13 protein-coding genes are annotated in these 13614 nt (G+C 74.1%); 3 read left to right on the forward strand and 10 right to left on the reverse strand.

Features of this window, described 5'->3' with window-relative positions:
* Nucleotides 1-144 precede the first annotated feature (144 nt).
* Entirely contained in the window at nt 145-1134 is a 990-nt protein-coding gene (locus ACH4PU_RS00875) for a 2-hydroxyacid dehydrogenase (protein ID WP_398264203.1), read from the reverse strand.
* 107 nt (nt 1135-1241) lie between these two features.
* Here ACH4PU_RS00875 and ACH4PU_RS00880 point away from each other — a divergent pair, with 107 nt between their 5' ends.
* Nucleotides 1242-2234 (forward strand): aldo/keto reductase, encoded by a 993-nt coding sequence (locus tag ACH4PU_RS00880; RefSeq protein WP_398264205.1) that lies wholly within the window; start codon nt 1242-1244, stop codon nt 2232-2234.
* Between the two features lie 123 nt (nt 2235-2357).
* Here the strand turns inward: ACH4PU_RS00880 and ACH4PU_RS00885 are convergent, their stop codons facing one another.
* Genes ACH4PU_RS00885 through ACH4PU_RS00895 form a run of 3 tightly spaced genes read right to left on the reverse strand, consistent with a single transcriptional unit; the run spans nt 2358 to nt 3982 of the window.
* Nucleotides 2358-2714 carry a MerR family transcriptional regulator gene (locus tag ACH4PU_RS00885; RefSeq protein WP_398264207.1) on the reverse strand — a complete coding sequence of 119 codons (357 nt, stop codon included), beginning with the start codon at nt 2712-2714 and terminating at the stop codon, nt 2358-2360.
* A 43-nt stretch (nt 2715-2757) separates the two neighbouring features.
* Nucleotides 2758-3363: a DUF4865 family protein gene (locus tag ACH4PU_RS00890; protein ID WP_398264209.1), complete on the reverse strand. Its 606-nt coding sequence runs from the start codon at nt 3361-3363 to the stop codon at nt 2758-2760.
* 55 nt (nt 3364-3418) lie between these two features.
* Entirely contained in the window at nt 3419-3982 is a 564-nt protein-coding gene (locus ACH4PU_RS00895; RefSeq protein WP_398264211.1) for a TetR/AcrR family transcriptional regulator, read from the reverse strand.
* A 110-nt stretch (nt 3983-4092) separates the two neighbouring features.
* Here ACH4PU_RS00895 and ACH4PU_RS00900 point away from each other — a divergent pair, with 110 nt between their 5' ends.
* Complete coding sequence (locus ACH4PU_RS00900) at nt 4093-4257, forward strand: DUF6191 domain-containing protein (protein WP_398264213.1); 165 nt, start codon at nt 4093-4095, stop codon at nt 4255-4257.
* Here ACH4PU_RS00900 and ACH4PU_RS00905 read toward each other — a convergent pair.
* The 4 genes from ACH4PU_RS00905 to ACH4PU_RS00920 form a co-directional block, all read right to left on the reverse strand.
* Nucleotides 4235-7309, reverse strand: coding sequence for an AAA family ATPase (locus ACH4PU_RS00905; RefSeq protein WP_398264215.1), 3075 nt, complete (start codon nt 7307-7309; stop codon nt 4235-4237). The two genes, ACH4PU_RS00900 and ACH4PU_RS00905, sit on opposite strands and share 23 nt — an antisense overlap.
* A 35-nt stretch (nt 7310-7344) precedes the next feature.
* Nucleotides 7345-7542: a hypothetical protein gene (locus tag ACH4PU_RS00910; protein ID WP_398264217.1), complete on the reverse strand. Its 198-nt coding sequence runs from the start codon at nt 7540-7542 to the stop codon at nt 7345-7347.
* 423 nt (nt 7543-7965) lie between these two features.
* Nucleotides 7966-8460, reverse strand: a complete 495-nt coding sequence (locus tag ACH4PU_RS00915; protein ID WP_398264219.1) for an HdeD family acid-resistance protein — start codon at nt 8458-8460, stop codon at nt 7966-7968.
* A gap of 383 nt (nt 8461-8843) precedes the next feature.
* Nucleotides 8844-9743 carry a LysR family transcriptional regulator gene (locus ACH4PU_RS00920; RefSeq protein WP_398264221.1) on the reverse strand — a complete coding sequence of 300 codons (900 nt, stop codon included), beginning with the start codon at nt 9741-9743 and terminating at the stop codon, nt 8844-8846.
* A gap of 70 nt (nt 9744-9813) precedes the next feature.
* Here ACH4PU_RS00920 and ACH4PU_RS00925 point away from each other — a divergent pair, with 70 nt between their 5' ends.
* Complete coding sequence (locus tag ACH4PU_RS00925; protein WP_398264223.1) at nt 9814-10548, forward strand: hypothetical protein; 735 nt, start codon at nt 9814-9816, stop codon at nt 10546-10548.
* A gap of 29 nt (nt 10549-10577) precedes the next feature.
* On the opposite strand, the gene ACH4PU_RS00930 is transcribed toward ACH4PU_RS00925, so the two are convergent.
* Nucleotides 10578-12785, reverse strand: coding sequence for an MMPL family transporter (locus ACH4PU_RS00930; protein WP_398264225.1), 2208 nt, complete (start codon nt 12783-12785; stop codon nt 10578-10580).
* Between the two features lie 194 nt (nt 12786-12979).
* Nucleotides 12980-13567 (reverse strand): hypothetical protein, encoded by a 588-nt coding sequence (locus tag ACH4PU_RS00935; protein ID WP_398264227.1) that lies wholly within the window; start codon nt 13565-13567, stop codon nt 12980-12982.
* Nucleotides 13568-13614 lie beyond the last annotated feature (47 nt).

The raw sequence follows: 13614 nt of genomic DNA on the forward strand, positions 1-13614 counted from the left end.
GCTGCGCCCGTACGGTGCCCGGCGCAGCCCCCGATCCGGACGATACACCAGACTGGTCACTCAGGGACATAGCTCATATACATAGCGTAACTAGCTACGGGATTATGGATACGCAGTGCAGCCAGACGGTATCTGTACGTGGCTTCAGAGCGCAGTGGCTACGACGTTTCGCAGAGGCTCGTCCAGGACGAATCCGGCCAGTTGGCCGCGGAGCAACGCCTCCGCGCGGGGCCGGAAGGCCGAGGAGGGGCCGCCCACGTGCGGAGTGATCAGCGCGCCGGGGGCGCTCCACAAGGGGTGGCCCGGGGGCAGTGGCTCGGGGTCCGTGACGTCCAGCGCGGCGCGCAGCCGGCCGCTCTCCAGCTCGGCGACCAGCGCCCCGGTGTCCACGACGGCCCCGCGCGCCACGTTGACGAGCAGCGCCCCGTCCTTCATGCGGGCCAGCAGGCCGGCGTCGAAGAGCCCCCGGGTCTCGTCGGTGAGCGGCGTCACGACGATCACCACGTCGGCGTCCGGCAGGAGGTCCGGGAGGGCGGTGACCGGGTGCACGGGACCGCGCTCCGTGTGGCGCGGTGAGCGCGCGACGCGCGTCACCCGCGCACACTCGAAGGGAGCAAGCCGGTCCTCGATGGCACGTCCGATCGAGCCGTAACCCACAATGAGGACCGCCTTGTCGGCGAGCGCCGGACGGAAGCCCTGCCGCCACTCCCCCGCGTCCTGCGCCCGGACGAAGCCGGGGATGTCCCGGAGGGAGGCCAGGGTCAGGGCCAGGGCCAGTTCGGCGGTGCTGGCGTCGTGCAGCCCGCGCGCGTTGCAGAGCACCGCGCCCGGGGGCAGCAGCGGCAGCGCGGACTTGAGGTGGTCGACACCGGCCGTCAGGGCCTGGACGACGCGCACGCCGCGCATCAGGGGCAGCGGGCGGAGGCACACCTCGGCCGGGGCCAGCCTGCCGTCGATCTCGTAGGGGACCCCGTAGAAGGCGACCCGGGCCGGGTCGGTCGGGTAGTCGCCGCCGCCGTCCCAGTACGCGTACTCCAGCCCGTCGGGCAGCCCCCCGATCTCCTCGGGACGGAACGGCAGCCAGGCCAGGGGGCGGGCCGTGGCCGCGGGTGCACCGCTGTGATCTGCGCTCATGCCGCGAGGTTATGCGACGACGCGCGGCGGCCCGCTGACGGACGGACGGGCGCCAAAGGTTAAGTTGGACGCGCGCCGATCAGGAGGGAACGGGAGGGATACGGCCGGTGGAGCGCAGGACAATCGGTGCCACGGCGCTCGAAGTGGGGGCGATCGGCCTCGGCTGCATGCCCATGCACTGGGCCTACACCGCCTCCCAGCAGAGCGGCGAGACCGCGCTCCGCACCGTGCACGCCGCCCTGGACGCCGGTGCCAGCCTGCTCGACACGGCCGACATGTACGGCCCGTTCACCAACGAGCTGCTCGTAGGACGGGTGTTGCGCGAGCGACGCTCCGAGGCGTTCGTGTCGACCAAGTGCGGCCTGCTCGTCGGCGAACAGCACATCGTCGCCAACGGGCGCCCCGGCTACGTGAAACGCGCCTGCGACGCCTCGCTGCGACGCCTCCAGACCGACGTCATCGACCTCTACCAGCTCCACCGGCCCGACCCCGAAGTCCCCGTCGAGGAGACCTGGGGCGCGATGGCCGACCTCGTCGCGGCGGGAAAGGTACGCGCCCTGGGCTGGTGCGCCATAGGCGCACGCACCCGCCGCCGTTTCTCCGGGGGCCTGTACGACGGCACGATCCGGCAACTGGAACGCGTCCAGCAGGTCTTCCCCGTGAGCTGCGTCCAGGCCGAACTGTCGGTCTGGTCCCGGGAAGCGCTCGACGCCCTCGCCCCCTGGTGCGCCTCCCGCGGCGTGGGCCTCCTCGCCGCGATGCCCCTGGGCAACGGCTTCCTCAGCGGCACCCTCACCCCCGGCCAGGGCTTCGAACCCGAGGACATCCGGGCCCGGCACCCCCGCTTCACCGCCGAGATGATGGCCGCCAACCAGCCCATAGTCGCCGGCCTCCGCCGCGTCGCCGACCGCCACGGCGCGACGGCGGCACAGGTCGCCCTGGCGTGGGTGCTGGCCCAGGGGCGGCACGTGATACCGATACCGGGGACGAAGAAGGCGCGGTGGGTGGTGGAGAACGCGGGGGCGGCGGAACTGCGGCTGTCGGAGAAGGACTTGGAGGAGATAGGGGGACTGCCGAGGGCGTTGGGGTCGTGGTACTGAGCCGCACACCCAGCCTGTTGGGGGCGCCCCCTCTGGGGGAATGTGAGGACAACCGCGCGGAGCGCGGTTTCGGGGTCTGCGGCGCAGCCCCAGGAAACGGTGAAGGGGTGGGGCCGGGGCTCCCTACCCCCGCGGCCCGGCCGCGATCACCGCGTCCAGGACATCCCGCGCACCCCGCAACTCGTCGATCGCCGAGGTGATCCGCGCCCGCTCCCCCCGCAACTCGGCGACGAGATCCGGACAGACCGGCACCATATGCGCACCATCACCATCGACGCAGGGCAGCACCCTGGCGATCACCGCGGTGGTGAGCCCCGCCGCGAGCAACCCCCGTATCCGCCGGACGGTGACGACATCGGCCTCGGAGTACACGCGGTATCCACTCGGCAACCGCGCAGGCGTCAGCAGCCCCTGCTCCTCGTAGTACCGCAGCAGCCGTTCGCCGACCCCGGTGCGCCGCACCATGTCTCCCATACGCATGACGGGTGCAGCGCAGCGCCCTACCGGCCGCATTCCCGCGGGATCACCACTGCCGCCCGACGGCGACATCGTCCAGGCAAGGCGCCGACAGATGCCCCACCTCGTACCGCTCGGTCACACCGTCGCCCCCTTCCGGCACCTCGTGCTCCCACAGCACGAACCGCATCAGCTCCCAGCGGCACGGATCGAAGGCGAGCGCCGCCGTGTGCACACCCTCACGTCCGGCGGTCTCGGCGAGCCGGGCGGCCTCCTCGGCCACCAGAGCGGCGAGCGCGCCCGGATCCTCGGCGACGGGCAGCGGGCCGACCCGGCGCGACGCGGCGCGGGGAACGGCACCCCGGGCCGGCCCGGGGTGGCAGGCGATGCCCGTCCACTGCCGGACGGCGGGCCGACCGAAGTCGGCGACGATGCCCTGAAATCCCCCGCCTCCGACGAGGAACTCCGCCATCGCCCCGCCGTCCCTCCAGAGGTAGAAGGGCGCGTACTGGTTGACCGGCGAGCCGCCGCGGCCGCGTTCGCGGATCAGGTACGCCTTGAGCCCGAGCCCGGCCCGATCGTCGAGGGCGTGACCGCGGGTGGCCACGCGGTGGCGGATGACGCCCATGTCGTAGTCGGCGGGGAGGGTGATCTCGTACTGCATCGCGTACACGGGTTCGCTCTTTCTGATCGCTTGAGCAGGAAATCGGTGCACGAGCCCTGCGTGCTCACCGGGCATGCGCCCCCAACAGCCCGAGCACACCCCGCACCGCCTCCCGGAACGGTTCGTCGGAGTCGGCGGCACGGGCCAGGACGTAGCCGCCCTGGAGGACGGCGACGATGGTGGACGCGGTGGCGGCGGGTTCGAGGGCCGCGTCCAGTTCGCCGCTCTCGCGTCCCTCCGCGAGGAGGCCGGCGAGCCGGTCGCGGAGCCAGGCGAAGGTCTCGTCCACCGGCCGCCGCAGGTCCGGGTCGGCGACGACGTCCGGATCCTGGGTGAGCCGGCCCACCGGGCAGCCCTTGAGCACCTCGCGTTCGCGCAGCAGATAGCCGGAGATCCGCTCCAGGACCGTCCCGGGCCCGGCGAACTGCCGCTCGGCCAGGGCGCGCATCTCCTCGGCCGTCCTGCGGATGGCGGCGAGGGCGAGGTCGGGCTTCCCGCTGAAGTGGTGGTACATGCTGCCCTGCCCGGCCCCGGCCCGCTGCTGGATGGCCTTGGGGCTGGTGCCCACATAGCCGCGCTCCCAGAGCAGGGCGCGGGTGCTCTCGATGAGGCGTTCCGAGGTGTCCATGATCAGGACTGTACATACCAGTAGGTACAGCGGCAAGGCGCGTCCGCGCGGACAGGTATCGCACAACCGTGTGCCTACACTGGACATCCGCCGGCAGAACGGGAGTTGTCATGTTCGACGCGCTCAGCGAGCTGTTCGCCCCGGGACGCCGGCACACCGAGGAGGAGCGCGACCGGCACGAGCTGTGCCTGGACGACGTCGGGGACGCCGACCCCGGGAGGGGGCCGGTCGACCTCGACTCCGGTCAGGTCGTCATCCGACCGCGGAAGGGCTGACGGCGGAGGGACCGACAGCGGAAGGGCTGAGCTCGGAAGGGCCGAACAGCCCCAGCCGGTGCGCCGTCGCCGCCGCCTCGCCGCGCCCCGCGGCACCCAGCTTCGCCAGGATGTTGGAGACGTGCACGCTGGCCGTCTTCGGTGAGATGAACAGCTCCTCGGCTATCTGGCGGTTGCTCCGGCCCAGGGTGACGAGCCGGAGGACGTCGTGCTCGCGCGGCGTGAGCCGGGGCGGCGCGTCGGCGCCGGTGACCGCCTCCGGCGCGGGCGTACGCCCGTCCGGCGCGGGCTCCCCGGCGAGGGGGAGCCGGGCGCGGCGGGCGAGCGACGCGGTCGCCTCGCGCAGCGGCCGGGCGCCCAGCCGGACGGCCTCCGTGTGTGCCCGCGCGAGCAGCCCCGCGGCGTGCTCCGCGGCCGGGCCGCCCTCCGTGAGCAGCGCCTCCGCCCAGCGGTGGCGGGCGCGCGCGAGCTCCAGGGGACGGTCCAGCGGCTCGAAGGCGCCGGCCGCCTCCTCCCACCGGCCGGCGTCGGATATGCCGTCCGCGCGGGCGAGTTCGGCGTCGAACAGCAGGCCGAAGGCGCGGCGGAGGGGTATCGCGCGGGACCGGCCCTCGGCCGCGGCGCGGAGCCCGTCCAGGGCCGCGGACCGGCCGGCGGCCGTCTCCGGCAGCTCCCGGGCGTCGGCCTCGGCCGCGGCGGCCGAGGCGAGGAACGGCCAGACGTAGCGGTGGGCGCCTCGCGGCAGCCCCTCCGCCAGCACCCGTTCCAGCTCGGCCCGGGCCTCGGCGTACCGGCCGCGCGCCGCGCTCAGTTCGATGGCGTACCGGGCGAGGACCAGGGTGCTCTGCGGCTGCGGGTCGTGGGTGCCGAACCGTTCGCGGGCCGCGGCGAGCAGGCGCTCCGCGCGCTCCAGGTCGCCTCGGGCGAGGGCGATGGCGGCGAGCCGGATGTCGGCGAAGCCGCCGGGCTTGATGCCGCGGGCCTCGCGCCGGGCTTCCTCCGCGGCCCGCTCCGCCTCGTCCCAGCGGCCGAGGACGAAGAGGGCGGACGCCAGGTTGTTGCGCGCCCAGGCGCGGGCGTCGTCGAGGCAGTAGCGGTCGGCGAGGGCGATGCCCTCCCGGGCGACCTCGGCGGCGCGCGCCGAACGGCCCGCGCCCTGGAGCGCGGAGGCCAGGTTGATGTGGCTGCGGCCGACGACGCCGACGACGCCCCCGGCGACGACGCGCGCGCAGACCTCGGCCATCTCGGCGAGGCCGCCGTCCACGTCGGTGCCGGTGTCGACCCGGTGGCCGGCGAGCGTGAGGCGGGCACTCAGCTCGGTGCTCTCCGCGCCGACCGCGCGGGCCATCGCGATCGCCTGTTCCGCCGTGGCGCTCAGCTCGGGCCCGGGGTCGTGCAGCGCGGCCCAGCCGGCGAGCTGGGCCAGCACCTCGGCGTGCACGGCGGACGGCGGCAGGTCCGCGACCAGTTCGAGCGCGGTGTCGAGCTCGGGGCGGCCGTCGCCCCGCCCGAGGCCGGTCATCAGCTTGGAGCGCTGCAGCCAGAACCAGGCGGCCCGCAGCGGGTCCATCTCCAGCTTGCGCAGCGCCTTCTTGGCGATGGCCAGCGCCCGTTCCTGGTCGCCGGAGAGGTTGGCGGCGACGACGATCTCGGCCAGCAGGTCGATGTAGTGCAGCGCGTCGTCGTCACAGCCGCACGCCGGGTAGACGTCGGCGAAGTCGAGCGGGCGCTGGACCGCGCGGACCTCCTCCGGGACGTCCTCCCACAGCTCCAGCGCGCGCTCCAGCAACCGGAGCTTCTCGGCGTAGGCGTAGCGCCGGCGGGCGTGCACGGACGCCTCCAGGACGGCGGGCAGCGCCTTCGCCGGCTCGTGCGCGTGGTACCAGTGGAGGGCCAGCCGGGCGGCGAGCTCGTCCGCGCGGACGAGCCCGGGCTGGGCCTCCAGCGCCTCGGCGTAGCGGCGTTGGAGCCGGGAGCACTCGCCGGGGAGCAGGTCGTCGGCGACGGCCTCGCGGGCCAGGGAGTGCCGGAAGCGGTAGCCGTCGCCGTCCGACGTGGGGACGAGGACGCTGGCCCCGACGGCCTGGCGCAGCGCCTCGATGAGCGCGTCCTCGTCGAGGCCGGCGACCGCGCGCAGCAGCGCGTACTCCACCGCCGAGCCGCCCACGGCCGCGACGCGGACCACCCGCTGGGCGTCCTCGCCCAGTGCCTCGATGCGGACGAGGAGCAGCTCGCGCAGCGAGTCGCTGAGGCCGGAGCGGCAGCCTCCGGCGATGGACGCGGCCAGCTCCTCGACGAAGAAGGCGTTGCCGTCGGAGCGTTCGAAGACCCGGTCGAGGAGGGAGTGGTCCGGCGCGCTGCCGCTGATGCCGGTGAGCTGGGCGTGCACCTCGTCCCGGGTGAAGCGGGACACCTCGACGCGGCCGAGCGCCCGCATCCGGTCCGCCTCGGCGAGAAAGGGGCGCAGCGGGTGGCGGCGGTGGATGTCGTCCGAGCGGTAGGTGGCGACGATGACGAGCCGCGCGGTGTGCAGCGAGCGGAAGAGGTAGGAGAGGAGTTCGCGGGTGGAGCGGTCGGCCCAGTGCAGGTCCTCGATGGCGAGGACGATCGTGCGGTCCGTGGTGAGGCGCTCCAGGAGGCGGGCGGTGAGCTCGAAGAGGCGGGCGCGGCCGTCCTCCGACTCCCGCGCGGTCTCGCCCAGCTCCGGCAGCAGCCGGGCCAGTTCGCCCTCCTGCCCGGCGGCGGCCCGCGTGAGCTCGTCCCCGAGCTGCCGGTGCAGGCCGCGCAGGGCGGTGGAGACCGGCGCGAACGGCAGCCCGTCGCTGCCGATCTCCACACAGCCGCCCAGCGCGGTGACGGCCCCCGCCGCACCGGCCGCGGCCAGGAACTCGTCGATCAGACGGGTCTTGCCGACCCCCGCCTCACCGCCCACGAGCACGGACTGCGGCTCGCCCGTGGCGGCGCGGGCGAGTGCGTCGGCGAGTACGCCCAGTTCTTCGGTCCGGCCGACGAACACGGGGCTGACGGAGGTCTTCTGCACATCGCCGAGCATGGCACAGCCCACTGACAACGGCCCGGCCGAATTGATCACAGTCCGGCCCGCTCGGCCACGCGCCGCTGCCGCGGTACGAGCGGAAGGATCGTGTGCGTCCTCACCCGCCTCCCGATTTCCTGGCCGCCCTGTCCGGCCTCCGAGCGCTGGGCGATCTCGTCCAGCATCCGGTGGTCGGCGGCGTCGCGGGCGAACTCGACGAGGCGGAAGTGGTGGAGCAGGTTGTCGATCATGGTGACTCCTCAGGTCGCTTCGGTCCTTGGTGGCCGGTGTCGTTCTCCCGACCTGAGGAAAGCTTCGTCTCTGAGGTGGGGGCGGGGCATCGGGCGAGTGCCTCATATCGAGGGTGTCCGGATGCCTTAGATTCGCCGGCGCCCGGGGCAGGGTGCCTTAGACGCCCTCGGCCTCCTCAGCTCGCCCCCTGGACAGGGCGGCGACCCCGGGCGCGCGCACCTCCCGAGCGCGCCCTCTCCGGCCCCGGCCACCACGCCGTCCCGGGTCTGGACCAGGCGCGGCGACGGGTGTACGGGTGTCGCGGGAGGCTCGGCTCGCTCCCCGGCCGGCGCGTATCAGTCGGACGGGAACGGGCCCCGGCCCCGACCGCCGCACGCGGGCGGCGTGCCGCGCTTCGGCAGCGGCCGGCCCGGACACCGGCCCTAGAGCAGACGTTTCAAGGTCAGCGCGTGCATCACTTCCACCAGGCCGACCGCGATCAGCCAAATGCCGGTGAATACGGCGAGCGTGGTGATCGCGGAGAGCGGCCAGGCGATCACGATGCCACCGCCGACGATCGCCAGCACCCCGAGGAAGATGCCCCAGCCGTTGGCCAGTTCGGCACTGGTCACCGCCGTCGCGATGCCGTACATCAGCAGGCCGATGCCGATCCACAGGCTCAGCAGCAGCACGGAACCGCGCAGCGTGTTCCGGAAGCAGAACAGACCGAGCATGATCGACAACGCACCGGCGACGAGGTAGAGGACCCGCATGCTGGTGGAGACGAACGCACCGAACGCCGTGACGATCTCCATGACGCCGCTGAGCACGAGAAAGACGCCGAACAGCACGCCCACGGCCATGAGTGTCTTGTGCGGCCAGGCCAGCGTCAGCACGCCGATCGCGAGGGCGGCCAGGCCCAGCAGCAGCAGGGACACCCACGCCGCTTTGCCGAGTCTCTGCAGGTCGCGAGTGATTCGCGTCGCATCAGAACCATCCATAAGTACATATTCAGCTCTTATGTCCCTTGGTGCACTCGCGAGGGCGGCAGCCCCCCCGAACGGCCGCGCCGAGTGGTCGGTGCTGACGGCGCCGCTGACAATCCCCCCGGCGCTCGACCAGACGGCCCGCCCCGGCCTCCAGGGCACAACCCCGGCTCCCCGGACGTCAGGCGTCACGGGTCGCCCCCCCACCTCGGCGTACGGGCCCCGGTCCACCCGTCGACCGCGAGGCCCGCACCGGCCACGGCGGCGGCGAACTCGTGGATGCACCCACGGCGGAACCCCTCGGCCGCACCCTGAACGGCCCTCTCCGGCTGGGGTCAGGCCACCCCGCCGTCCGAGCCGGCCAGTGCCTCCCGCAACGCCGCCGCCGGGCCGCTCGTCACCCCGCCCGTCAGCAGCTCCACGCGGTGGACCAAGCGCGGGGCGCTTACCGGGACTTGAGCCACCCCCGCCAGTCCGTCCAGCGCCGGCAGCAGTGCCAGCCCCTCCCCCGCGGCGATCAGGGCCGCGAGGCCGTGGACGTCGGTGCCCTCGTAGCGGAGGCGGGCGCGGAAGGCGCCGGGGGCGCACGCCGTGCGGAGGTCGGCGAGGGGGACGGCCGTGGCGGGGGCGTCGAGCCAGAAGGCGTCGGCGAGGTCGGGGAGGCGGAGGCCCGTGCGGCGGGCGAGGGGGTGGCCTGCCGGGAGGGCGACGTGCGGCGGGTGTTCGGAGAGGGCGGTGATCGTGAGAGGGCCCGTTTCCGGGAGCCGTAGCGGGTCGTTGGGGGCCGTCATGCCGTCCGTCAGGCCCGCGTCGAGGTCGCCGGAGGAGACCGCGGCCGGAACCGCGTCCCGGTCCAGGACCCGGACCGTCACCTCCCAGCGCGGGTGCGCGGCCCGCAGCGCGGCCAGCCGGTCCGCCAGGTGCGGCGTCAGGGCGAGCGGGGTGACCCCCAACGTCAGCCGGCCCGTGGGTTCCGCGACCAGCCGGGCGATGTCCGCCCTGGCCGCGTCCAGCCGCAGCAGCAGCGGGCCCGCGTGATCGAGGAGGAGCCGGCCGGCCTCGGTCGGCACCACGGGCCGGCGGCGCAGCAGGACGGCGGAGAGGTCGGCCTCCAGGGCCGCGATGTGCTGGGAGACCGCGGACTGCGTGTAGCCGAGTTCGACGGCGGCCGCCGAGAAGGAGCCGCGGCGGGCGACGGTCACGAAGGTACGGAGCAGGTGCGGATCCACGCGCATCAGTATCACTGATGCGAAATGCAGGGATCATCGTTGGCGCTGAAGCACGAACCCGCGTCAGGATTCCGGCATGGCCCTTGCACACCACGCTCCCACCGCCCGGCTCGCCCTCGTCGGCGACCGTTCGTCCGCCGTCCGCTCCCACGTCCGCGTCCCCGGCCTCCTCGACTCCCTCGCCCGGCACGACGGACTGGCGGTGGACCCCTACTGGATCCCCACCGAGGACGCCGAACTCCCCGGCGCGCTCGACGGGTTCGACGGCGTCTGGCTGCTGCCCGGCAGCCCGTACCGCAGCGAGGCGGGCGCCCTCGCCGCCGTCCGGGCGGCGCGGGAGGGCGGGGTTCCGTTCCTGGGCACCTGCGGCGGTTTCCAGCACGCGCTGCTGGAGTACGCGCGGTCGGTGTGCGGACTGCACGACGCGGCGCACGCGGAGGTCGCGCCCGAGGCCGCCGCCCCGCTGATCGCCCCGCTGGCCTGTTCCCTCGTCGGACACGAGGGCCCGGTCACCGTCGTGCCCGGGACGCTCGCCGCGCGACTGCTCGGCGCGGACCGCACGGTCGAGCGCTACCGCTGCTCGTACGCCCTGGACCCGGCGTACGAGGACGTGCTGCGCGCGCACGGGCTGCGCTTCAGCGGCGCCGACGAGGAGGGCGGGGCGCGGATCGTGGAGCTGCCGGAGCACCCGTTCTTCCTCGGCACCCTCTTCCAGCCGGAGCTGGCGGGGGACGGGACGCGCGCCCATCCCCTGATCCGGGCCCTGGCGGAGGCCGCCGTCCGGCACGCGGCGGAACGGATGCCCGTCTAGCGGACGGCCAGGCGGCGGCCCGACGGCCGTCACGCCACCGGCCGTACGTCCTCCCGCTCCGGCCGCGTCACGGGCAGGAGACACGGCAGTCGCGGCTCCGGCGGCTCGATGCTGATGCGCGGCAGCCGCCGCTCCAGCCAGCCCGGCAGCCACCAGTTGGCGCCGCCGAGCAGGTGCATCAGCGCCGGGACCAGCAGCGTGCGCAGCACGAACGCGTCCAGGGCGACGGCCGCCGCCAGCCCGATGCCGAACATCGCGATGACCCGGTCACCGCTCAGCACGAAGGCCAGGAACACCGCGATCATGATGATCGCGGCCGAGTTGATGACCCGGCTGGTCTCGGCCAGCCCGACCCGGACGGCCCGGCGGTTGTCGCGGGTGGCCAGCCACTCCTCGTACATTCGGCTCACCAGGAACACCTGGTAGTCCATGGACAGGCCGAAGAGGACCGCGATCATCACCACGGGCAGGAACGGCTCGATGGGTCCGGCCCGGCCGAGGCCGAGGAGTTCGCTGCCCCAGCCCCATTGGAAGACCGCGACGATCAGGCCGAACGAGGAGGCGACGGCGGCGATGTTCATCGCGGCGGCCTTCAGCGGTATGCCGACGCTGCGGAACGCGAGGAGCAGCAGGACGCAGCCGAGGCCGATCACCGTGCCGACGAACAGCGGCAGTTTGCCGCGGATGACGGCGGCGAAGTCGTCGTAGGCGGCGGTCGGCCCGCCGACGTGGACCTCCAGGCCGGTTCCCGCCGTGGCGCGGGGCAGCGTCTCGGCGCGCAGCCGCCGGACGAGGTCGCTGGTGGCGCGGGACTGCGGCGAGCTGTCGGGGACGACGGCGATGACGCCGGACGCGCCGCCGCGGCCGTGCGCGGCGGGGCCGACGGAGGCGATGCCCGGTGTGCCGCGCAGCCGCGCGGGCAGCCGGTCGAAGGCGAGGCGCTCGCCCGCGCCGTCGAGTTCGGCGACGAGCGTCAGGGGACCGTTGACGCCGGGGCCGAAGCCGTCGGCGAGCAGGTCGTACGCCTGCCGGGTGGTCGTGGCGGCCGGGTTGTTGCCCTGGTCGGAGGTGCCCAGGTGGAGGGCGAACGCGGGCAGGGCGAGGACGAGCATCACGGCGGCGGCGACGGCGGCGAGCAGCTTCGGACGCCGTTCGACCAGCGCAGACCAGCGGGCGGCCGGGCCGGTCGGGGCGTCCGGGCCGGGGCCCGCGGGCACCGCCGAGCGGCGCTCGCGGCGGCCGAGCACCCGCCGGCCCATGAAACCCAGCAGGGCCGGCAGCAGGGTGAGGGACGCGGCCACGGTGAGGACGACGGTGAGGGACGCGGCGAGGGCGACGCCGATCAGGAAGTCCAGCCGGAGGACGAGCATCCCGAGCAGCGCGGCGCAGACGGTCCCGCCGGCGAAGACCACGGCCCGTCCGGTCGTCGCCACCGCGCGTTCGGCCGCCTCGGGGACCGACAGCCCCTGGCGCAGGCCCTTGCGGTGGCGGGTGACGATGAACAGGGCGTAGTCGATGCCCACGCCGAGCCCGATGAGGGTGCCCAGCATGGGCGCGAAGCCGGCGACCGGCATCAGGTGGCCCAGCAGGACGGTGCCCGCGGCGGCCGTGCCGACGCCGACGAGCGCGGTGGCGATGGGCAGCAGGCAGGCCGCGAGCGAGCCGAAGACCACGAAGAGGACGACGGCCGCGACGACGATGCCGACGAGTTCGCTGAGGTGGCTGTTCGCGCCTTCGGTGAGGCCGATGGAGCTGCCGCCGAGGGCCACTTCCAGCCCGTCCCCGGCCGCCGCCCGTGCGGTGGTGACGACCGTCCGCACCTGTCCGACGTCGGGATCGCCACCGCCGTCGGCGTCGCGGAAGGTCACATCGGCGTACGCGGTCCGGCCGTCGGGGCTGATCCGGCCGCCGGAGCCGGTGTACGGACCGTCGACCGAGGCGACGCCGGGCAGGGCGGCGATCTCGCGGAGGGTGTGGGACATCCGCTGCCGGACGTCGGCGGAGCGGACGGTGCCGGACGTGGTGTGCCAGACGATCGTGTCGCCGCCGCCGCGGCCGGGGAAGTCCCGTTCCAGCAGGGCGGTGGCGCGGCCGGACTCGGTGCCGGGCACCCGGTAGTCCTCGGAGTAGGACGAACCGGCCAGCGCCGCCGCGGCGGCCGTGCCGGCGAGGGCGACGAGCCACAGGACGACGACGGCGAGGCGGCGGCGCAGGCACCACCGGGCGAGTGCGGTCATTCCCTGCTTCCCGGGGGGATTGTGTCGCGTCGCGCACGCCGGGGGGAGCCGCGGCTCGGAGCGCTTCGACGGAGAGGGGCGGGCGGCCACAGTATGCGGGCCTCCGGCCGTCCACTCTGACAGCTCCGGGAGATCGTTTGTCCTTTTTGTGGGTCACACCACAGGACCCCGGCACCTCTACGACACGGCGGCCCCTACCGGAACGTGTGCCATGAATGGGCGACGTCCACGACCACGTGGTTGCCCGTCTGGAAGACCCGGAACGGCAGCCGCCCCTTCAGCCCCAGCCCCACCATGGTGTCGCCCTCGAAGCTGCCCACGAAGCGGGCCTCGCGGAACGCCGGGTAACCGGTGAGGTCCACGCCGGGCAGCGTCTGGCCGGCGCGCCCGGGGTACCGCGGGCCGCCGGTCTCCGGGTCGTGGCTCGGCGCGGCCACCCGGATCTCCAGGAGGGCGCCGCCGGCGACGGTGACGACGTCCCCGGAACCGTCCTGATACAGCTTGTCGACGTACCCCACGTGGTACCCGATCGGGTGACCGTGCGAGGTGTGCACGTCGAAGACCATCCGGTCGAAACAGCGGTGACGGCCGGTTCTGATGTCGGTCAGCGGGTGGTATTCGGAGTCGGGATGGCTCCTGGGCCGGCTCCCCCAGCCGACCCGGCAGTCCGACGCGTCCGTGGCGCCGCCGCCCGCGGGCTCGGACGCGATCGCCCCCGTGGCCGTCACCAGCCCGGCGCCCGCCAGCAGGAGCGCGGCCAGCGCAGTGCTCAACCGTCGCATTGCTACCCCCAGCCATGGAGTACGGGCGCGTGGTCCGGCCCGTTGCA

Source organism: Streptomyces sp. NPDC021100 (genome assembly GCF_044333095.1).
Taxonomy (GTDB): Bacteria; Actinomycetota; Actinomycetes; order Streptomycetales; family Streptomycetaceae; genus Streptomyces.

What these genes read in the sequence shown, in the direction of transcription:
- ACH4PU_RS00875 (WP_398264203.1), bottom strand. Translation starts at nt 1,134, where the DNA reads ATGAGCGCAGATCACAGCGGTGCACCCGCGGCCACGGCCCGCCCCCTG.
- ACH4PU_RS00885 (WP_398264207.1), bottom strand. Translation starts at nt 2,714, where the DNA reads ATGCGTATGGGAGACATGGTGCGGCGCACCGGGGTCGGCGAACGGCTG.
- ACH4PU_RS00895 (WP_398264211.1), bottom strand. Translation starts at nt 3,982, where the DNA reads ATGGACACCTCGGAACGCCTCATCGAGAGCACCCGCGCCCTGCTCTGG.
- ACH4PU_RS00900 (WP_398264213.1), top strand. Translation starts at nt 4,093, where the DNA reads ATGTTCGACGCGCTCAGCGAGCTGTTCGCCCCGGGACGCCGGCACACC.
- ACH4PU_RS00905 (WP_398264215.1), bottom strand. Translation starts at nt 7,309, where the DNA reads ATGCTCGGCGATGTGCAGAAGACCTCCGTCAGCCCCGTGTTCGTCGGC.
- ACH4PU_RS00910 (WP_398264217.1), bottom strand. Translation starts at nt 7,542, where the DNA reads ATGATCGACAACCTGCTCCACCACTTCCGCCTCGTCGAGTTCGCCCGC.
- ACH4PU_RS00920 (WP_398264221.1), bottom strand. Translation starts at nt 9,743, where the DNA reads ATGCGCGTGGATCCGCACCTGCTCCGTACCTTCGTGACCGTCGCCCGC.
- ACH4PU_RS00925 (WP_398264223.1), top strand. Translation starts at nt 9,814, where the DNA reads ATGGCCCTTGCACACCACGCTCCCACCGCCCGGCTCGCCCTCGTCGGC.
- ACH4PU_RS00930 (WP_398264225.1), bottom strand. Translation starts at nt 12,785, where the DNA reads ATGACCGCACTCGCCCGGTGGTGCCTGCGCCGCCGCCTCGCCGTCGTC.
- ACH4PU_RS00935 (WP_398264227.1), bottom strand. Translation starts at nt 13,567, where the DNA reads ATGCGACGGTTGAGCACTGCGCTGGCCGCGCTCCTGCTGGCGGGCGCC.